The organism is Streptomyces sp. SPB162 (assembly GCF_029504575.1).
GTDB lineage: Bacteria > Actinomycetota > Actinomycetes > Streptomycetales > Streptomycetaceae > Actinacidiphila.
Map to the genome: position 1 here is coordinate 3,172,502 of NZ_JAQFII010000001.1, position 19,193 is coordinate 3,191,694.

Here is a 19,193-nt window from a genome sequence, read left to right on the forward strand (position 1 = left end):
GCTGTCCCAGGCGTCCCGGGCCAGGCGGGATTTGTCAGACACGGCCTAGAACTCGTCGACTGTGGCCAGGTCGATGTCGATGTCGTAGGGAACGCTGGTCCTGAGCAGGTCGTGGTGGATGCCGGTGAGGGCGTAGGCCTGGGTGACCTTGTCGAGTTCGTAGACGTGGACCACCGGGTGAGCGTCCTGACCTGCCATCTCGACCAGCCAGAAGTTCTCGATGCCCGCCGCGGCGTACTTTCGCGGCTTGGTGTCGCGGTCGCGCGCCTCGGAGTCCGGGGACACGACTTCGACGGCGAGAAGGACATCGGCCGCGTCGAAGCGGGTCTGGAGGCGGCTGGTAACCGCCTCGGCGCGTACGACCGAGACATCGGGCTCCGGGCCGTCGCGCCGGTTCAGGATGACGGTCATCTCGCGGACCGCCTTCAGATGCTTCGGAACGGTACGGCGCAAGCCGCTCACCAGCAGGTCGATCACCACGCTGTGGAAATATCGCTGCGGAGTCACGAACACCAGGCTCCCGTCGATCAGCTCCGTGTGCGGCGGGAGGTCGGGCAGCGTCAGCAGGTCGTCCACGGTGTAGCCGTCCTGCGGCGGCACCGGCCAGTGGTGCACGGACTCGGCGGTCATGGTTCCTCCCATGGACGGGATTCTGCAGTCTGCCTTCACCGTAGCGGGCGGCACTGTCCGCCACCTCACCCGGACGCGTGATGCCGGTCCGCGCGCTGACGGGCCCGGCGGCCCTCACGCGGGGTCCGGTTCCAGGAACTCCAGGCGGTTGCCGACGGGGTCGTCGCAGTAGAAGCGGCGGTGTCCTGGCAGGTCGGCGTCCCACACGACGCTCGCGCCGCGCTCCTCCAGCCGCCGGGCGTACGCGGTGATGCCGTCGACCCTGATGCCCGGATGCGCCTTCCTGGCCGGGCGGAAGTCCTGCTCGACGCCAAGGTGGATCTGTGCCGCGCCGGAGCCGAACCAGCAGCCGCCGCGGGCGGCGAGCACCGGCGGCTTGGGGAGTTCGGTCATGCCGAGGACGTCCCCGTAGAAGGCGCGCAGCGCGTCCTCACTGCCGGGCGGCGCCGCGAGTTGTACGTGGTCGAGGGCGCTGATCACGCGGACACCGCCTCCTTGCGCGCGACCACGAAGATCCGGCGGAACGGGAAGACCGTGCCGTGCGGACCGGCCGGATACGCCGTGCGCAGCAGCTCCCCGTACTCGGCGAGGAACTCCTCGCGCGCGCCGTGGTCGTCCCCGAGGGCGGTCAGCACCGGGCGCAGTGCGGTGCCCTTCGTCCATTCGAGCACCGGGTCGGGGCCCTGGAGGCGGTGCAGGTACGTGGTCTCCCAGACGTCGGTCTCGCAGCCGAGGCGGCTCAGGAGCTGGAAGTACTCCTCGGGTTCGTGGATCAGGACGTGGCGGTCGGCGCTGCCGCCCAGCCGGGGCCGCCACCTCGGGGACGCGACGAGTCCGGCGAGGAGGACATGGCTGGGGGCCGCGTAGTTGCCGGGGACCTGGAACGCGAGGGTCCCGCCGGGGGCCAGGTTGTCCAGCCAGCCGGGGAACCGCTCCGCGTGGCCCTCGACCCACTGCAGGGCGGCGTTGGCGATGACGAGGTCGTAGGTCTCCTCCGGCGCCCAGTGCGCGATGTCGGCGGCGCGGAAGTCCAGGTGCCCGCCGCCGGGGGTCGGGCCGGCGTAGGCGCGGGCCGCGTCCAGCATCTCGGGCGAGTTGTCGAAGCCGGTGATCCGGGCGTCCGGCCACCGCCGGCCGAGCACCGTGGTGACGGTGCCGGGACCGCAGCCCAGGTCCGCGATGCGTGGCGGCTGTCCCGGGAGGGCGGGGACCCGGGCGAGCAGTTCGTGGAAGGGGCGGGTGCGGTGGTCGGTGTGGTGCAGGTACTGCTGGGGGTCCCAGGCGGGTGCTGCTGCCGGCACGTTTCTGCCTCCCTGGCGGATCCGGTGGTCTCGTCCGGTGATCTGCTGACGCCCTCCACGGTGCCCCATAATTTATCTTGACGTCAAGAGACTTCATATCGACAGAACCACTACACTGATCGTCATGGAGGACGAGGTCGACCGGTTGGTCGCTGCATGGCGCCGAGAGCGCCCCGACCTCGACGTGGAACCGCTCGAGGTGCTCAGCCGCGTCAGCAGGCTGGCCCGCCACCTGGACCGGGCACGGCGGCTGGCGTTCTCCGAGCACAGCCTGGAGCCGTGGGAGTTCGACGTGCTCACCTCGCTGCGCCGCACCGGCGATCCTTACCAGCTCTCCCCCGGGCAGCTGCTCACGCAGACCCTCGTCACCTCCGGCACGATGACCAACCGGATCGACAGGCTCGCCAAGAAGGGCCTGGTGGAACGGCTCCCGGACCCCTCGGACCGGCGTGGGGTGCTCGTCCGGCTCACCCCCGAGGGGCGCGAGCGCGCCGACCAGGCGCTGGCCGGGCTGCTCGCGCAGGAGCGGTCCATCCTCGGTGAGCTGACGGACCGCCAGCGCGGCGACCTCGCGGCGCTGCTACGACAGCTGACCGCTCCGTTCGACAACATCCCCGGCTGACGGGACCAGCTCCACCGGTCCGACGCCGGCCCGGCGCGCGAGCGCGACCGCCGCCAGCGTCGAGTGCACGCCCAGCTTCCCCAGCACGTTCTGCATGTGCGTGCGGACGGTGTGCGGGGAAAGGAAGAGCCGCTCGGCGACCGCCTTGCGGCCGAGCCCCGCCACCATGCAGCGCAGCACCTCCTGCTCGCGCGGCGTCAGCGACTCCACCAGCCGCTCGCTCTCGGTGCGGTGCCGGCGGGCGGCCGTCAGCTCCCGCAGCACGCCGGTGAGCAGCGCGGGCGGCAGATGCGTCTCGTCCCGCAGCACGCCGCGCATCACGGCCAGCAACCGCGAGAGCGAGCAGTCCTTGGCGACCCAGCCGGAGGCCCCGGCCTGCAGCGCGCGGGCCGCGCGGCGCGCGTCGTCCCGTTCGGCCAGCACCACGGTGCGCGTCGAGGGGTACTCGGAGCGGACCCGTTCCACCAGCCCGATCCCGTCGACCAACTGGTCCGGGACGGCCGCCGCGGCCGGCCCCGGATGGTCCCCATGGCGCGCGTCCGACACCAGCCGCGGCACCGCCGTCAGCGTGCCGGCGCCCACCGGGCTCCCCGGCGGGCGGAACACCACGCCGAGGTCGGCGTCCACCAGCAGCACGTCGTACCTGCGGTTGTCCGCCACCGCGCGCTCCAGACAGCGCTGTGCGGCAGGACCGCTGCCGGCCGCCGACACGTCGACGTCCGGCTCCGCCGCGAGTGCGGCCGCCAGCGATTCTGCGAAGATCCGGTGATCGTCCACGACGAGAACACGAATGCGTCCCACGGGCCCCACTCCCGGCATGTCGCCCTCCCCCACGGTTGGGTTCGCGATCGCATGGGATCCGGCGCCCGGAAACAGGATGTTCCACCACAGCCCCGCACGACCGCCGTCGACGCGCGTCCGAGGTGCCTGTTCCGGGTGCCGAATCCTTGCGTCTCGCCCCCTGATCGCGCCGGCCCCCACCGGCGCTGTGTCAGAAGCGTAGGGGCCGGGGGCGCCGATAGCGCCCGATTGGCAGAAGTGGCCGGTAGCAGCGGATGCATTCGGCCAACCCGCGGGGCGCACGGGAACGTTGGTGCTTCGAGTCCATGAAGAATCCGGCCGGTCGGGGTTTGGGACGTCCCGGCAGTTGGACGTCCGACCGGCCGACCGGCCTAGAGGCGGCGGGCGCCGGCCGACGGGACCGCCGTGAAGACCCGCGGCTCCTGGAGGCCCGCTGCGGCGAAGGCCGAGACGACCGCTTCGGTGATCTTCTCCGCCGCGTCGCTCTCCGCGAGGACGATGGCCGAGCCGCCGAAGCCGCCACCGGTCATCCGCGCGCCCAGCGCTCCGGAGGCGTTGGCGGTGTCGACCACGAGGTCCAACTCGGCGCAGGAGATGCGGAAGTCGTCGCGCAGCGAGACGTGACCCGCCGTCAGCACCTCCCCGATGTCCCGGGTGCGGCCCGCGTCCAGCAGCTCGATGACCTGCTCGACCCGGTGGTTCTCGGTGACGATGTGGCGGACGAGACCGAGGATGCTCTCGTCCTGGCCGCCCTGACGCAGCCGGTCGAGGGCTGCCGCCAGGCCGTCGTAGGGGATGTCGCGCAGCGCGGGGACCCCGAGGGCGACGGCGCCGGCCTCGCAGCCGGCCCGGCGCTCGGCGTACGAACCGTCACTGTGCGCGTGCTTGACGCGGGTGTCCACGACCAGCAGCCGCATCCCCTCCGCCGCGAGGTCCAGCGGCACCTGGCGCTGCGATCCGTCGCGGGTGTCCACGAACAGGGCGTGTCCCGCCGTGCAGCAGGCGGACGCCGTCTGGTCCATGATCCCGGTGGGAGCGCCGACGTAGACGTTCTCGGCGCGCTGGCAGAGCAGGGCCATCGCGGGCCGCTCGATGCCGAGTCCGTGCAGGTCGTTGAGGGCGAGGGCGGTGACGACCTCCAGCGCGGCCGACGAGGACAGCCCGGCGCCGGTGGGGACCGTGCTCTCGTAGTGGATGTCGGCGCCGGTGAGCCGGTGCCCCGTCTCGCGCAGCGCCCACACCACGCCCGCCGGGTACGAGGCCCAGCCGTCGTCCCGGCCGGGCGCCAGCTCGTCGAGCCGCAGCTCAACGATGCCGCCGGGCATGTCGCCCGAGTGCAGGCGCAGCAGGCCGTCGTCGCGGCGGGCGACCGAGGCCACGGTGGTGTGCGGCAGCGCGAACGGCATCACGAAGCCGTCGTTGTAGTCGGTGTGCTCACCGATCAGGTTCACCCGGCCGGGCGCGGCCCACACGCCCTCCGGGGCGGTGCCGAACACCTCTTCGAACACGGTCACTTGGCGGTCTCCTGGTTCTCCCCGCGCTGGGCGAACGCCCATGCGTCCTGGACGATTTCGGCGAGATCCGGCCGCGACGGACGCCAGCCGAGGACCCGCCGGGCCCGGTCGGCGGAGGCGACCAGGACGGCCGGATCGCCACCGCGGCGCGGCACGGTGACCTCGGGGACCGGGTGGCCGGTGACCTGCCGGACGGTCTCGATGACCTGGCGGACGGAGAAGCCCTCACCGTTGCCGAGGTTGCAGATCAGGTGCTCGCCCGCGCCCCCCGCGGTCAGCGCCAGCAGGTGCGCCTGCGCGAGGTCGGCGACGTGGATGTAGTCGCGGACGCAGGTCCCGTCGGGGGTCGGGTAGTCGTCGCCGTAGACGGAGATCACCTCGCGGCGGCCCTGTGCGACCTGGAGGACCAGCGGGATGAGGTGCGACTCCGGGTCGTGCCGCTCGCCGATCATGCCGCCGGACAGCGACCTGTACGCCCCGGCCACGTTGAAGTACCGCAGGGAGACGGCGGTCAGCCCGTGCGCCGCCGCCTCACCGGTGATCATGTGGTCGACGGCCAGCTTGGTGGCGCCGTAGGGGTTGGTCGGGGCGGTCGGGTCGTCCTCGGTGATCGGGACGGACGCCGGCTCCCCGTAGGTGGCCGCCGTGGAGGAGAAGACGAGCCGGCGCACCCCGCACTCGCGCATCGCGGCCAGCAGCTCCATGGAGCCCGCCACGTTGTTGCGCCAGTACTTGTCCGGGTCGGCGACCGACTCGCCGACCTGCGAGGAGGCGGCGAAGTGCAGCACGGCGTCATAGGAGGAGTCGAGCACCTTGCCCGCGTCCTGGACCCGCCCCTCGACGAATGCCGCGCCCTCCGGCACGCCCTCGCGGAAGCCCGTCGACAGGTCGTCCAGGACGGTGACCCGGTGGCCGGCTTCCAGCAGGTGCGCGGTGACGACGCTGCCGACGTAACCGGCGCCGCCGGTCACCAGGACCTTCATGGGGGTGCTCACTGACTCGCTACCTCTCGCAGTCGCTGGGCCGCGGTCTCCGGCGGCACGTCGTTGATGAACACACTCATGCCGGATTCGGAACCCGCGAGGAACTTCAGCTTGCCGGAAGTGCGGCGGACGGTGAAAAGCTCGAGGTGCAGCGCGAACTCGCCCCGGTCGGCCGCCCTGAAGGGCGCCTGGTGCCAGCCCGCGATGTACGGCGTGCGCGGTTCGCCCTCCCCGAAGATCCGGTCGAAGCGCTTCAAGAGTTCCAGATAGACATGTGGGAACTCTGTGCGCGCGTCCTCGTCGAGCCCCAGCAGGTCCGGCACCCGGCGGTTCGGGTAGAGGTGCACCTCGTAGGGCCAGTGCGCCGCGTACGGGACGAACGCCGTCCAGTGCGCGGTCTCCAGCACGACGCGGCGGCCGTCGGCGCGCTCGTCGGCGAGCACGTCGTCGAAGAGGTTGCCGCCGGTGCGCTCCCGGTGCTCGGCCAGCGAGCGCAGCATCAGCCCGGTGCGCGGGGTGGTGAACGGATAGGCGTAGATCTGGCCGTGCGGGTGGCCGAGCGTGACGCCGATCTCCTTGCCGCGGTTCTCGAAGCAGAACACCTGCTCGACCCCGGGGAGCTGGGACAGCTCGGCGGTGCGGTCGGTCCAGGCGTCGAGCACCAGTCCGGCCTGCTCGGGGGTGAGGTCGGCGAACGAGGCGTCGTGGTCGGAGGTGAAGCAGACGACCTCGCAGCGGCCGGCGTCGCCGGCGAGGGAGGGGAAGCGGTTCTCGAAGACAGCGACGTCGTAGTCGGCGGCCGGGATCTCGCTGAGCCGGCCGTCGCGCGACGGGCACAGCGGGCACTCGTCGGCCGGCGGGTGGTAGATGCGGCCCTGGCGGTGCGAGGCGACGGCGACGGTGTCGCCCAGCAGCGGATCGCGGCGGAGCTCCGAGGAGGTGGCGACCGCGTCCAGCGGGCGCCGGTCCACCGCGTCCCGCACCGCGTCGTCGCGCGAGTCGTAGTAGAGCAGCTCACGGCCGTCCGCCAGGCGGGTCGTCGTCTTCTTCACTCCGGGGGCCCCTCATCAAACTTACTCAACAGAACCGCGCACAATGAACCACAAAACAACAGTGCCGTCAATGCGTCGGCCAGGACGCGACGAGAGGGGTTCGGAGTAGGGGCAGGGCGGCATGACGATGCCCCCGCGCAGGGCACGGGGGCATCGGGGTGCGTGGGTGCTGGGCCTTGGGGTACGTGGTGAGCCTTGGGGTGCGTGCCGGGCCTCGGGGTACGTTCCCCGGCCCTGAGTGGGCGGTGGCCCGCCCGGTCAGCCTCCGGGCGCCGGACCCACGGCCGCGACCCGGTCCAGCAGCCCGGTACGGGCAGCGAGCGCGGCGGCCTCCAGCCGGGAGCCGACGCCGAGCTTCATCAGCACCCGCTGCACATGGGTGCGCGCGGTGCTGGGGGCGATGCTCATCCCGGCGGCGATCAGCCGGGTGTCCTCGCCCTCGGCGACCCGCATCAGCACCTCGATCTCGCGCGGTGTGAGCATCTGCAGCAGCCGGCTGCCCTCGTCGTCGGGCTCCTCCACCGGGTTCAGCAGCTCCGCGAACGCACTCTGCAGCAGCTGCGGGGAGACCGCGACCTCACCCGCCCTGGCCTTCACCATGGCCCGCTCGACGCCCTCGATGCGCTCGTCCTGCCGCACATAGCCCGAGGCGCCGGCCGCGAACGCCGCCGCGATCCCGCGCGGGCTCGGTACCGGCCCCAGCACGACCACGGCCACCGCCGAGCGCTCACGCTTGACCCGGGACACGGTCTCGAACACCCCGGGGTCGGCTGGGGACGACGTGCCGATCAGGCACACCTCCGGCGATCTGCTCAGCACCAGATCCGCCGCCCCCGCCGCCGGCGAGGCCGCGGCGAGCACGCGGTGGCCGCGCAGTTTCAACGCCGAGGCGAGCGCCTCGGCGAGCAGCCGGTGGTCGTCGATGACGACAAGACGTACGCCCATGTCGCGTTCCCCTATCCCCCTGAGGACCGATCGGGACCGGCCCCGGCGGCTCCACGCCCTGCCCCCACTCGTACGTAGCGCACGGCCCGCCCGGTGTCCCGGCAGTGACCCATGGGGGGCCCGGGTCTAGCCCCGGAAGCTACACGTTTGTTCGACGCGGCGCGCCCCTTACCGGTGAGAAGTACCCCTCAATTCCGAAATACCCGTCATTGATGGCCGGTTCGCAACCGGAGCGTCCCATCGTGCACAGAACGGGCCCACAACGGGACAGGTGTCTCGTTATGGGCCCGTCGGTGCGGAACTGGGGCTTTAGGGGCCCGTCGCGGTCGGTTCAGCTGATGTCCGTGATCGCCGTGGTCGACGAGGTGTCCCTCGCCGAGATGTTGACGGCGGTGACGATGAAGTGGCCCTTGTACAGCCACTGGTAGCTGTACAGGTCCGAGAAGTCCTGCTCGGCCTTCTCGGTGTCGGCGCCGAACTTCATGTACGGCGTGTTCTTCCTCGTCTTCGGGTCCATCGCGTAGAGCCCGCCGGGCTTCTCGTACCCCGACTCCTGGTACGCGATGACCTTGCCGTCCTCCATGCTGATGACCCGCGACTCCCCGGCGACGTCCGGCTTGACCGTCCACAGGGGCTTGCCGGTCTTCAGGTCGATGGCCGCGATCTCGTTGGTCTGGCCGTACGAGGCGCCGTCGCCCTTGTGTGACTTCGTCGGCGTGTACAGCGTCGTGCCGTCGATGGCGAAGTTGAAGCAGGGGCCCTCACCGGGGATCCGGCAGTGGATCCCGTAGTTGCCCTCGTAACCGCCGTTGCCCAGCGAGGTATGGCCGACGAGCTTGCCGTTCTCCAGGTACATCAGGTCGGACATCAGGTTGTTGGTCGCGCCGATGCCGACGACCACCGGATCGGTGGACACGATGGCGGAGAGCTCGGTGCCCGCCGACACCTGCCAGGACCAGGTGGTCTTGTACGTCGTGGTGTCGACACCACGGACGAAGTCCTCCTTGCCGCACTTCACCTCGACGACCAGCTGCTTGCCGCCGGTGTAGCTCTTGTCCTGGCAGTTCGACGACGGGACGGGCGCCCAGACCTGCGCGTGCGTGCTGAGCTTGTACCCGGCGTAACCGTGCAGCCAGGCCACCGCCGCGACATCGCCGCTCACCGCGACCGTCGAGTACATGAACGTGCTGGCGGAGGAGCCGGCCGCGATGGGCAGCGGCACCTCCCAGAGCTTCGTGCCCTTGGAGATGTCGACGGCCATCAGCATCTCGCACTTGGCGCCGAACTGGATCGCGACCCGGTTGTCGGAGACGTCGTCCGAGGCGGGGCAGGACTGGCCCGCGATCGGGATCGACCACTTCTCCGCACCGCCGTTGAGCGCGTACCCCTTCACCGAGTCGGGCAGGGTCTTGACGACGGTGTCACCGGTGAACCACGTGTTCGGGATCTTGGCGAGGATCTCGTCGGCGGACGGTTTCTGCGCTTCCTTGCTCCAGCCGAGCTTGGCGTTGATGACGCCCTTCGGCTTGTCGCCGGTGCCGCCGGTGCCCGTCGAGGACTGGTCCGCGACCGGCTTGTCGCCGCCGCCGTCGTCCTTGGTCGCGAACCACACGCCGCCACCGATGACCAGCACCGCGGCCACGACCGCGGCGATGATCACGACGAGCTTGCTGTTGCCGCCGCCCTGACCGCCGTTCTGCGGCGTGTACAGGGTCTGCGGCGGGGGCGGGCCCTGCGGGTAGCCGTACTGCGGCGGCTGACCGGGCGGCGGCGCCTGCGGGTAGCCGTACTGGGGCTGCGGCGGAGCCGGCTGCGCGTACGGGTTCTGCCCCGGCGGCACGGGCTGCGCGTACGGGTTGTCCGGAACCTGGCCCGGGGGCGGGGTCTGCGGATAGCCGTACTGCTGCTGGCCGGGCGGCGGTCCCTGCGGGGGCTGGTAGCCGGGCGGCGGCTGCTGGGCCTGCGGGCTCAACGCCGTCGGCGGGTACGGCGCTTGCGGCTGCTGCGGGGTCTGCTGGGGAGGCGGAGGCCCAGCGCCCTCGGGCTTCCCGAGGTTGGGCGGGTTGCCGGGCGGCGGGGGCGGCTGCGTCATCAGCAGGTCCTCATTCAGGCCATACGAGTAAAGGTCAGGTAAGCGGGAGTTCTCTTTCTATCACTGCGCCCCTGCCGCCCCACGCGTCGGACCACGACCGTTACGCGCCCGCTACAAGCCCCACACGCCGGGGCGCGCACGCCCCGGCGACCTCGAAGGCCCTTGCGGGTCCTACTCGTCGTCGGCCAGTTCCAGCCAGCGCATCTCCAACTCGTCGCGCTCGTCGCGCAGCGCGCGCAACTGCGTGTCCAGCTTCGCGACGAGGTCGAAGTCGGTCGAGTTGTCCGCGATCTGCGCGTGCACCTTGGCCTCTTCCTGGCCGATGCGGTCGAGCCGGCGCTCGACCTTCTGCAGCTCCTTCTTCGCCGCCCGCTCGTCCCGCGAACCGGCGGCCCCCGACGCCTTGCCCTTCGCCGCGACCGGCGCGGGCGCCTGGTCCGCCGCGATACGGCGGCGCCGCTCCAGGTACTCGTCCACCCCGCGCGGCAGCATCCGCAGCGTCGAGTCGCCGAGCAGCGCCCAGACGTTGTCGGTCGTGCGCTCCAGGAAGAACCGGTCGTGGCTGATGACCACCATCGAACCGGGCCATCCGTCGAGGACGTCCTCCAGTTGTGTCAGGGTCTCGATGTCCAGGTCGTTGGTGGGCTCGTCGAGGAAGAGCACGTTCGGCTCGTCCATCAGCAGCCGCAGGATCTGCAGCCGGCGCCGCTCACCACCCGACAGGTCACCGACCGGCGTCCACTGCTTCTCCTTCGAGAAACCGAACTGCTCGCACAGCTGGCCGGCCGTCATCTCCTTGCCCTTGCCGAGGTCCACGCGCTGACGCACGCTCTCCACGGCCTGGATCACCCGCCACGTCGGGTCGACCTCGCTGACCTCCTGCGACAGGTACGCGAGCTTCACCGTCTTGCCGACGACGACCTTCCCGGCCGGCGGCTGGTCGTCGCCGTGCGAGTACGCGGCCTGCGCCAGCGCCCGCAGCAGCGACGTCTTGCCCGCGCCGTTCACCCCGACCAGGCCGATGCGGTCGCCGGGGCCGAGCTGCCACGTCAGGTGCTTGAGCAGCACCTTGTCGCCGCCCTGGATCGTCACGTCCTCCAGCTCGAAGACGGTCTTGCCCAGCCGCGAGTTGGCGAACTTCATCAGCTCGGCACTGTCGCGCGGCGGCGGCACGTCCGCGATCAGCTCGTTCGCGGCCTCGATGCGGTAGCGCGGCTTGCTGGTCCGCGCGGGGGCGCCGCGGCGCAGCCACGCCAGCTCCTTGCGCATCAGGTTCTGCCGCTTGCCCTCCTCTGTCGCCGCACGCCGGTCGCGCTCGGCCCGCGCGAAGACGTAGTCGCTGTAGCCGCCCTCGTACTCGTGCACGTCACCGCGCTGCACGTCCCACATGCGGGTGCAGACCTGGTCCAGGAACCACCGGTCGTGAGTGACGCAGACCAGCGCGGAGCGCCGGGCCTGCAGGTGGCTCGCCAGCCAGGCGATGCCCTCGACGTCGAGGTGGTTGGTCGGCTCGTCGAGCACGACCAGGTCCTGCTCGTCGATCAGCAGCTTCGCCAGCGCGATCCGGCGGCGCTCACCACCGGACAGCGGCCCGATGACCGTGTCCAACCCCTGCGGGAACCCCGGCAGGTCCAAGCCACCGAACAGCCCGGTCAGCACGTCGCGGATCTTCGCGTCCCCGAGCCACTCGTGGTCCGCCTTGTCGCCGACCACCTCGTGCCGCACGGTCGCGGTCGGGTCCAGGCTGTCGTGCTGCGTCAGCACCCCGAGCCGCAGCCCGCCCACGTGCGTGACGCGCCCGGTGTCCGGCTCCTCCAGCTGCGCGAGCATCCGGATCAGGGTCGTCTTCCCGTCACCGTTGCGGCCGACGACCCCGATGCGGTCGCCCTCCGAAACGCCGAGGGAGACACCGTCGAGCAGCGCCCGGGTGCCGTAGACCTTTCCTACGGCCTCGACGTTGACGAGGTTGACGGCCACTTTTACTCCATGCTGGTGCGGAACGGTCGATCTCCCAGGGTAGTCGGGCCGCCGGCCACCCCGAGCCGTCAGCCCCTGTGGGGCGGGCTGTACTCACCCCGGGCTTGAGTAGCCGCGCTCATGCCGCGCGCCCCGTGACGACCTAGCGTCATCGGCATGACCGTCCCCGTGAGCGTTCCCCCGGCCGCACGACGCCCGTCCCCGCTCGCCCGCGTGCTGCTCACGGTCCTGCTCGTCGTCGCGGGCCTGATCACCTACACGCTCGCGCCCCTCTTCATCATGGCGAGCGACGCGTGCGCCTCGTCCTCCGACGGCGGCATCTGCGACCCCGACCGCCAGCAGCTCATCGTCCTGCTCCCCCAGATCGGCGCCCCCCTGATCACGACAGCCGCCCTGATCGGCACCCTGCGCCGCGACGGCCGGGCGGGCTTCGGCGCGCTGGGCCTGGTGCTGCTCCTGGCGATCTGGATCATCAACGCGGCCCTGGTCTAGGGGCGGGCCCGGCTTAGGGGCTAGGGGCGGGCCCGGCCCAGGGGCTAGGGGCGGGCTCAGGGGCTAGGGGTGGGCCCAGGGGCTAGGGGCGGGCCGCCCCGGCTTTGAGGGCGCGGAAGAACGCGCGGAGCGCGGCGGGGGTGGTGTGGACGATCACGTCGGGATCGTCACTTTCGCGGAGGCGGATGGTTCCGTCGGGGGTGCGGGATATGTGGAGGCAGTTGGCGGCCTCCTCGCTGAAGGAGGACTTCTGCCAGGGCAATGTGGACACGTTCGCCGCCTTTCAGAGGCTCTGAGCGATGCTGTGGATCAGATCCCGTGACTTCTCCGGCGTCAGGCCGCCACTGCTCATTCGATCCAGCACGACTCGGTACTTGGCAAGCTGCGCCTCCGCGTCCAAGAATTCACAACCGTGGGCGGTGTCCAGCTCCACGGTGTCCAGGAGCGGCACAGGACCCGTCGCATAGGTGATGGACTGGCCGGAGGAGACGAAAGCCCAGGCCCCGAACGGGATCACCCGCACCTCTACGTTCTCGTGCTCACTCATCTCGATGAGATGCGCCAACTGTCGTCGCGCAACGTCTCGGCCGCCCACTCCCATTCTTAGCGCGGCTTCGTGCACGATCGTGGTGTACGGCGTCGGCCGGTCGCCGTGGTCGCCGTAAAGGATCGCCTGCCGCTTCATGCGGTACGAGACGTGGTGCTCCAGAGCATGCGGCCGGAGTGGCGGAACCGCCTCCCGGAGGCTCGCGCGAGCATGATCCAGCGTCTGCAGCAGTCCCGGCACGTGAATCACCACGGCCACCCTCAACGCTTTCGCGTGGTGCTCCATCTCCGCCAGGTCTAGAAGCCCGAGCGGCAGGATCTCCCGGTACTCCTCCCACCAACCACGCTTCCGCTCGCCCGTCATGCCCACGAGCGCCTCGATGAGATCCAGGTCGGAACAGTCGTAGTTCCGGGCCAGCGTGCGCACGCGCTCCGCGCTCACGCCGAAGCGGCTCGCTTCGATGTTGCTGATCTGCGCCTGGTTGGTTCCGAGCAGCCGCCCCGCCTCGGTTGACGTCAACCCCGCACGCTCCCGCAGCTTGCGCAGCTCAGCGCCGAGTCGCAGTTGGCGCGCTGTGGGGGCGTTCCTGACCGGCATCCGCCGTCCCTCCGTATTCGCGCCTGGCGCGACCGTCACTCACACGAGCTAAATCTGAGCTATTTAGCCCGTTACGCAAAATACCTTTGCCGCCGCACTCTACGGTGTGACGCAGACCACTCGTCGTGCCGGAAGTGCACCGCCTCCCTGACGGAGGCGAAAACGCCACCGCCCGACCGAACCCTGCTCCCACTCCGAAGGAGATCCGTATGGACAACGTAGCGGCGAACGCGGCCCGCCCCGGCGAGTTCTGGACGTACACCCTCCAGTTGCCGCAGGACCGCAGAGCCGTCCGCATCGCGCGGGCGACGACGCGGAGCGTGCTGCTCGCGTACGGGATGGCGCAGGTCAGCGACGTAGCGGAGCTGCTGGCCAGCGAGTTGGTGACCAACGCGCTGCGGTACTCGGACGGGCCGGCGTGGATCCGGCTGAGCAATCCGCGCACGCAGCACGTACGGGTGGGGGTGTGGGACTCCAACCCGACGATTCCGCCGCCTTTTCACGGCGCCTCGCACCCGACCGGCCCGCCCGAGGGCGCCGAGCGGGGGCGCGGGCTGCTGCTCGTGCGCGAATGTGCGGACCGGTGGGGTGGGTACGCGGTGGGCGAGGAAGTGTTCGGAATGTGCGGGAAGTTGCTGTGGTTCGAGTTGGCCGCCTGATGCGGCCACTCGGCGATCCACCCGTCGAGGCAGCCCTTCGGGCAACTGTCAGCGCCTTGGACCTCGCGGCGGCCGACCGCTTCGATCAGGAGCTGTGCGCCGCCCGGCAGGAAGCTGAACGAACAGACAGCTCCGCGCCGTTACGACTCTTCGTGCACCGCTGGCGCACCTACATCGCGGGCGCCGGCTATCCCGCCGCCCGTGGCGCCCGGCCCTCCGGGTGATCGCGTTCTGGCCGGTGGGGGTCGACGTACGAGCAGCGGAGTGGTGCGTCTGCGGCGCTGCGCACCTTGACCGCGCGGAGGGGGCGGCCCCGGCGCTGCGCGCCTGCCAGTGAAGCGGTTCGCTGCGCTCCCCGAACAAAGTGACCCAGTCCGCTGCGCTCCCCGGGCGGGGCGGCGGTCGGCCGTGGTCGGTGGGGCGGCGCGACTCGGGGGTGGTGAGGCAAGTGCGGGCCGCTCGGCTCGTGGGGGTTCGCGAAGAAGCCGGTACATCGGGGCCGGCGGCGAGGTCGCCTCGTGCGCCGAGCGCTCGGGCTTCGCAGCGTGCCGGACGATCAGCTCGTGTGGCCGGGCCCCCGCTATACGGACCACAGACCATCCTTAGTGATCCACATCCCCCGAAAAAGCACCCCTCAAGTCCCACCAGATATCTCTCGTCACACTCGCCCCACATTCCGGCGGGCAAGGCGGGCCAAACACCGCTCCCGCACGGCAATCCCCCATCACCCACACCCACCGGGCCAAGGCAGCACAGCGAACCGCCCCCCGCCGGACCCGCCACCCGCAGCGCACCACCGAACTGGACCCACCCCGACCACGCCAAGGGCAGCGCAGCGAACCGCCTCACTGGCAGGCGCGCAGCGCCGGAGCCGCCCCCTCCGCGCGGTCAAGGCGCGCAGCGCCGCAGACGCACCACTCCGCACCTGCCCGAACCCCAGCCACCACCCCCCAGCACACCCCCAACCGTGCCGCGCAGCGAACCGACCCACTGGGCAGGCGCGCAGCGCCGGAGCCGCCCCCTCCCCGCGGTCAAGGCGCGCAGCGCCGCAGACGCACCACTCCGCACCTGCCTGAACCTCAGCCACCACCACTGCCCAAGCCACCCCCACCACCCCCGCCATCCGCAACCACAGGAGACGTCAAGCGCTGGGCTACCCTGCCGCTCGTGACTCGCAGAGAGATCGTCGTGCAGGGCATACGCGTGCTGGGTGTGGCAGTCGTCTGCCTGTGCGCCCTCGTCGGGCTGACAGCCGTGTCGCTGATGGGCCTGTCCGTCGCCAACGAATGCGAACCGGGCGACCACGCGTTCTGCAACGACTGGGGCAGGAACGTGCTGTCCGTCGGGCCGATGGTCGTCGCTCTGGCGGCGGCCGCCGTGGGCAGCTACGGCGCGATGTCCCGCCGCCCGTGGCGCCCGGCCCTGTGGGTGATCGCGATGGCTGCGCAGCTCACGGTGTATCTGTGGGTGGCGGAGATGTACGGCTGAGGTCCGGGCGGGCGTCCTGGGCTTGGGAGATCGATCGTACGAAGAGGATGGCTACGACCGCAGCGGCAGCGACAGCCACGGCGCCGAGGGTCTCCAGAACGGCGGCCGTCCGCAGGGCGTCGGACCAGCCTTGGACGTCGAGCGCTCCCCCGGTCTTCGGGCTGTCGGCGAACCTCGCCTCAGCGGCCTGCCCCGACCCGTATCCGCTGGCGGCGGTGTTGAGCGCGACGGAGACCAACCAGGCCGCCCACCACGCGTTCATGAGGCGCCGCGCCTTGGGGGTGGGGTCGGTGGCTTCGACTATGCCGCCGGCGACCTGCCGGGGAATCCAGAAGTTGGCCACGGGAACGAACCAGCCGCCGACCGCCCAGCCGGGAGCGCGGCTGTGCGTTCCGGGGGCCAGGATCTCGGCGTTGATGCGGACCCGGCGGAACCAGAGCACAAAGGCGATGACGGTCGCGGTCATGGCGAGGCTGAAGAAGTACTGGGAGGTCGAATGGAGACCGCCCTTGATGTCGCTGATGTACGCGTGGACCCGGGACGGGTCGTTGCCTGCGGCGGCGAACAGTCCGCCGAGGTCCGATCGGTAGCGCACCTCGGCGTAGGCCCGGAGGAGTGCGAGCAATCCGGTGGCAGCCAGCAGCACACAGGCGATCAGGCCCAGACCACCGGCCCTGGCCGGGCGGAGACGCGGATCGGTGGTGTAGCGGGGCGCGGGTGGCGCGAGTGGCGTGGACATGACGCGCAGGGTATCGGGAGCCCGCAGGTCGCGGGGTACGGGCCGGTCGTTCGGCTCGCTGCGCTCTCCGACGGGCTGCCGGCGGTGGTGGCCGAGGTCAGAACAATGCGCAGTGGGGCGTCTGCGGCGCTGCGCACCTTGACCGCGCGGAGGGGGGCGGCCCCGGCGCTGCGCGCCTGCCAGTGAAGCGGTTCGCTGCGCTCCCCGAACAAAGTGCCCCCAGTCCGCTGCGCTCCCCGGGCGGGGTGACGGCCGGCCGACGACAGTGGGGCTGTGCTGCTCGGCTTGTGGTGGGTGCGGGCGCCCGGCTGGTTCGGGCCCCGCCAGGAGCGCCGAGCCCTCGAACCCCCGGCCAGGCCCGGACGATCAGCTCGTGCGGGCGGCCCCCCCGCGCTATACGGACCACAGACCGTTCTTAGCGATCCACATCCCCCGAAAAGGCGCCTCTCAAGTCCCATCAGACATCTCTCGTCACACTCGCCCCACATTTCGGCGGGCAGGCGGGCCAAACACCGCCCCCGCACGGCAATCCCCCATCACCCACACCCACCGGGCCAAGGCAGCACAGCGAACCCCGCCCCCGCCGGACCCGCAGCGCACCACCGAACTGGACCCACCCCGACCACGCCAAGGGCAGCGCAGCGAACCGCCTCACTGGCAGGCGCGCAGCGCCGCAGCCCCCCCCTCCGCGCGCAGACGCACCACTCCGCACCTGCCCGAACCCCAGCCACCACCCCCCAGCACACCCCCAACCGGGCCGCGCAGCGAACCGACCCACTGGGCAGGCGCGCAGCGCCGGGGCCCGCCCCCTCCCCGCGGTCACGGCGCGCAGCGCCGCAGACACACCACTCCGCACCTGCCCGAACCCCAGCCACCCCACCGCCCAAGCACCCCCACCAACCGCAACCACGGGAAACGTCAACTCCCGTCAAGCCGGCAGGATCGTCGCTCCCGGTGCCGGGGACGTCGTGACGCGGGTGGTGCGGCAGGTGCCGGATGCCAGGACCGCGTCGGCGATCTTCTCGGCTTCCTCCGCGCTGCCCGCCAGGAAGGCGCACGTCGGGCCCGAGCCGGAGACCAGGGCGGCCAGGGCGCCGGCGTCCGTGCCAGCGCGGAGGGTTTCCGCGAGGGACGGGCGCAGCGACAACGCGGCCGGCTGGAGGTCGTTGCTCAGGGCTGCGGCCAGTGCCCGCGCATCGCCGGAGGCGAGCGCTTCGATGAGAACCGGGGCCGGTTCCGGGTCGGGGATGTCGGCCGTGGTGGCGCCCGAGCCGGACGCTTCGCGCAGCCGGTCGCACTCGCGGTAGACGGCCGGGGTCGACAGGCCGCCGTCCGCGACGGCGAAGACCCAGTGGAACGGCCCCCGCACGTCGAGCGGGGTGAGGATCTCGCCCCGGCCGCGTCCGAGCGCGGCGCCGCCGATCAGGTTGAACGGTACGTCGCTGCCCAACTCGGCGCAGATGGCGAGGAGTTCGTCCTGCGTGCTGTTCAGCCTCCACAACGCGTCGCACGCGAGCAGCGCGCCCGCGCCGTCCGCGCTGCCACCCGCCATGCCGCCCGCGACGGGGATGTCCTTGGCGATGTGGATGTGGACGTCGGGCTCGATGCCGTGCCGCGCGGCGAGCGCGACGGCGGCGCGGGCGGCGAGGTTCGTGCCGTCCAACGGGATCTGGGCGGCGTCCGGGCCGGACGCCGTGATCCGCAGGCTGTCGGCGGGGGTGACGGTGACCTCGTCGTACAGGCCCACCGCGAGGAAAACGTTCGCCAGGTCGTGGAAACCGTCGGGCCGCAAGCCCCCCACGGCGAGCTGCGCGTTGACCTTGGCGGGGATCCGGACGCTGACGGAGACGGGCGTGCTCACTCCGCACCCTCCGCCACGTCCGCCGCCACAACCGGCTTGTGTTCGGCGATGGCCGCGAACTCCTCGACCGTCAGCGCCTCGCCGCGCGCCTGCGGCGAGATGCCGGCCGCGACGAGCGCGGCCTCGGCGGCCGGGGCCGAACCGGCCCAGCCGGCCAGCGCGGCCCGCAGCGTCTTGCGGCGCTGCGCGAAGGCCGCGTCGACGACCGCGAAGACCTCACGCCGGGTGGCGGTGGTCGTCGGCGGCTCGTGGCGCACCAGGGCGACCAGGCCGGAGTCGACGTTGGGCGCCGGCCAGAAGACGTTGCGGCCGATGGATCCGGCGCGCTTCACGTCCGCGTACCAGTTTGCCTTCACCGAGGGCACGCCGTAGACCTTGTTGCCGGGCTTGGCGGCCAGCCGGTCCGCGACCTCGGCCTGGACCATGACGAGGGTGCGTTCGATCGTCGGGAACGTCGCGAGCATGTGCAGCAGCACGGGCACCGCGACGTTGTACGGCAGGTTCGCGACCAGCGCGGTCGGCGGCGGCCCCGGCAACTCCGTGACCTGCATCGCGTCGTTGTGCACCAGCGCGAAGCGGTCGGCGCGGGAAGGCATCCGGGCCTCGATGGTGGGGGTGAGCGCGCCCGCGAGCACGTCGTCGATCTCGATCGCCGTGACGCGGTCGGCCGCTTCCAGCAGCGCCAGCGTCAGTGATCCGAGGCCGGGACCGACCTCGACGACAGTGTCGTCGGGCAGTACACCGGCCGTCCGCACGATGCGCCGCACCGTGTTCGCGTCGATGACGAAGTTCTGGCCCCGCTGCTTGGTGGGGCGTACGCCCAGCGCGGCGGCCAGCTCGCGGATGTCGGCGGGACCGAGGAGTGCGTCGGGCTCAGTGGTGCTCACGTACTC

The 19,193-nt window shown here is 71.4% G+C and carries 20 protein-coding genes; 5 read left to right on the plus strand and 15 right to left on the minus strand.

The window, feature by feature from the left end:
- Nucleotides 1-45: 45 nt before the first annotated feature.
- The 3 genes from M2266_RS14350 to M2266_RS14360 all read right to left on the minus strand — a co-directional run bounded on the left by M2266_RS14350 (nucleotide 46) and on the right by M2266_RS14360 (nucleotide 1,931).
- Entirely contained in the window at nucleotides 46-642 is a 597-nt protein-coding gene (locus tag M2266_RS14350; RefSeq protein ID WP_277438546.1) for a Uma2 family endonuclease, read from the minus strand.
- Between the two features lie 102 nt (nucleotides 643-744).
- Complete coding sequence (locus tag M2266_RS14355; protein WP_277438547.1) at nucleotides 745-1,110, minus strand: VOC family protein; 366 nt, start codon at nucleotides 1,108-1,110, stop codon at nucleotides 745-747.
- Nucleotides 1,107-1,931 carry a trans-aconitate 2-methyltransferase gene (locus tag M2266_RS14360; RefSeq protein WP_277438548.1) on the minus strand — a complete coding sequence of 275 codons (825 nt, stop codon included), beginning with the start codon at nucleotides 1,929-1,931 and terminating at the stop codon, nucleotides 1,107-1,109. Before M2266_RS14360 ends, M2266_RS14355 begins: the two co-directional genes overlap by 4 nt.
- A gap of 124 nt (nucleotides 1,932-2,055) precedes the next feature.
- On the opposite strand from M2266_RS14360, the gene M2266_RS14365 reads away from it, so the two are divergent.
- Nucleotides 2,056-2,553, plus strand: a complete 498-nt coding sequence (locus M2266_RS14365) for a MarR family transcriptional regulator (protein WP_138354687.1) — start codon at nucleotides 2,056-2,058, stop codon at nucleotides 2,551-2,553.
- Here the strand turns inward: M2266_RS14365 and M2266_RS14370 are convergent.
- The 7 genes from M2266_RS14370 to M2266_RS14400 form a co-directional block, all read right to left on the minus strand.
- Nucleotides 2,512-3,354, minus strand: a complete 843-nt coding sequence (locus tag M2266_RS14370; protein WP_277438549.1) for a response regulator transcription factor — start codon at nucleotides 3,352-3,354, stop codon at nucleotides 2,512-2,514. The two genes, M2266_RS14365 and M2266_RS14370, sit on opposite strands and share 42 nt — an antisense overlap.
- A gap of 371 nt (nucleotides 3,355-3,725) precedes the next feature.
- The gene (gene galK / locus M2266_RS14375) at nucleotides 3,726-4,868 is read right to left on the minus strand and encodes a galactokinase (protein WP_277438550.1); all 1,143 of its coding nucleotides are present in this window, start codon (nucleotides 4,866-4,868) and stop codon (nucleotides 3,726-3,728) included.
- Nucleotides 4,865-5,851: a UDP-glucose 4-epimerase GalE gene (gene galE, locus M2266_RS14380; RefSeq protein ID WP_277441203.1), complete on the minus strand. Its 987-nt coding sequence runs from the start codon at nucleotides 5,849-5,851 to the stop codon at nucleotides 4,865-4,867. The genes galK and galE overlap by 4 nt, the downstream gene beginning before the upstream one ends.
- 8 nt (nucleotides 5,852-5,859) lie before the next feature.
- Nucleotides 5,860-6,903 (minus strand): galactose-1-phosphate uridylyltransferase, encoded by a 1,044-nt coding sequence (gene galT / locus M2266_RS14385; protein ID WP_277438551.1) that lies wholly within the window; start codon nucleotides 6,901-6,903, stop codon nucleotides 5,860-5,862.
- Between the two features lie 258 nt (nucleotides 6,904-7,161).
- A complete protein-coding gene (locus M2266_RS14390; RefSeq protein WP_277438552.1) occupies nucleotides 7,162-7,848 on the minus strand; it encodes a LuxR C-terminal-related transcriptional regulator in 687 nt (228 codons plus the stop codon).
- A 331-nt stretch (nucleotides 7,849-8,179) separates the two neighbouring features.
- Complete coding sequence (locus M2266_RS14395; protein WP_277438553.1) at nucleotides 8,180-9,940, minus strand: PQQ-binding-like beta-propeller repeat protein; 1,761 nt, start codon at nucleotides 9,938-9,940, stop codon at nucleotides 8,180-8,182.
- A 171-nt stretch (nucleotides 9,941-10,111) separates the two neighbouring features.
- On the minus strand, nucleotides 10,112-11,917 hold the full coding sequence (locus tag M2266_RS14400) for an ABC-F family ATP-binding cassette domain-containing protein (RefSeq protein ID WP_277438554.1): 1,806 nt from the start codon (nucleotides 11,915-11,917) through the stop codon (nucleotides 10,112-10,114).
- Between the two features lie 156 nt (nucleotides 11,918-12,073).
- Between M2266_RS14400 and M2266_RS14405 the strand changes: the two genes are divergently transcribed.
- A complete protein-coding gene (locus tag M2266_RS14405) occupies nucleotides 12,074-12,409 on the plus strand; it encodes a hypothetical protein (RefSeq protein WP_277438555.1) in 336 nt (111 codons plus the stop codon).
- An 82-nt stretch (nucleotides 12,410-12,491) separates the two neighbouring features.
- Here the strand turns inward: M2266_RS14405 and M2266_RS14410 are convergent, their stop codons facing one another.
- Together M2266_RS14410 and M2266_RS14415 are read right to left on the minus strand one after the other, a co-directional pair.
- Complete coding sequence (locus M2266_RS14410; protein ID WP_277438556.1) at nucleotides 12,492-12,680, minus strand: DUF397 domain-containing protein; 189 nt, start codon at nucleotides 12,678-12,680, stop codon at nucleotides 12,492-12,494.
- A gap of 12 nt (nucleotides 12,681-12,692) precedes the next feature.
- The gene (locus M2266_RS14415; protein WP_277438557.1) at nucleotides 12,693-13,553 is read right to left on the minus strand and encodes a helix-turn-helix transcriptional regulator; all 861 of its coding nucleotides are present in this window, start codon (nucleotides 13,551-13,553) and stop codon (nucleotides 12,693-12,695) included.
- A gap of 209 nt (nucleotides 13,554-13,762) precedes the next feature.
- Between M2266_RS14415 and M2266_RS14420 the strand changes: the two genes are divergently transcribed.
- The 3 genes from M2266_RS14420 to M2266_RS14430 all read left to right on the plus strand — a co-directional run bounded on the left by M2266_RS14420 (nucleotide 13,763) and on the right by M2266_RS14430 (nucleotide 15,700).
- The gene (locus tag M2266_RS14420; protein ID WP_277438558.1) at nucleotides 13,763-14,212 is read left to right on the plus strand and encodes an ATP-binding protein; all 450 of its coding nucleotides are present in this window, start codon (nucleotides 13,763-13,765) and stop codon (nucleotides 14,210-14,212) included.
- 56 nt (nucleotides 14,213-14,268) lie between these two features.
- On the plus strand, nucleotides 14,269-14,436 hold the full coding sequence (locus M2266_RS14425; protein WP_277438559.1) for a hypothetical protein: 168 nt from the start codon (nucleotides 14,269-14,271) through the stop codon (nucleotides 14,434-14,436).
- A gap of 943 nt (nucleotides 14,437-15,379) precedes the next feature.
- Nucleotides 15,380-15,700, plus strand: coding sequence for a hypothetical protein (locus M2266_RS14430; RefSeq protein WP_277438560.1), 321 nt, complete (start codon nucleotides 15,380-15,382; stop codon nucleotides 15,698-15,700).
- Here the strand turns inward: M2266_RS14430 and M2266_RS14435 are convergent.
- The 3 genes from M2266_RS14435 to rsmA all read right to left on the minus strand — a co-directional run bounded on the left by M2266_RS14435 (nucleotide 15,663) and on the right by rsmA (nucleotide 19,187).
- Nucleotides 15,663-16,439: a DUF4328 domain-containing protein gene (locus tag M2266_RS14435; protein WP_277438561.1), complete on the minus strand. Its 777-nt coding sequence runs from the start codon at nucleotides 16,437-16,439 to the stop codon at nucleotides 15,663-15,665. The genes M2266_RS14430 and M2266_RS14435 overlap by 38 nt on opposite strands.
- Nucleotides 16,440-17,367: 928 nt before the next feature.
- The gene (locus M2266_RS14440) at nucleotides 17,368-18,300 is read right to left on the minus strand and encodes a 4-(cytidine 5'-diphospho)-2-C-methyl-D-erythritol kinase (protein ID WP_277438562.1); all 933 of its coding nucleotides are present in this window, start codon (nucleotides 18,298-18,300) and stop codon (nucleotides 17,368-17,370) included.
- Nucleotides 18,297-19,187, minus strand: a complete 891-nt coding sequence (gene rsmA / locus M2266_RS14445) for a 16S rRNA (adenine(1518)-N(6)/adenine(1519)-N(6))-dimethyltransferase RsmA (RefSeq protein WP_277438563.1) — start codon at nucleotides 19,185-19,187, stop codon at nucleotides 18,297-18,299. The genes M2266_RS14440 and rsmA overlap by 4 nt, the downstream gene beginning before the upstream one ends.
- Nucleotides 19,188-19,193 lie beyond the last annotated feature (6 nt).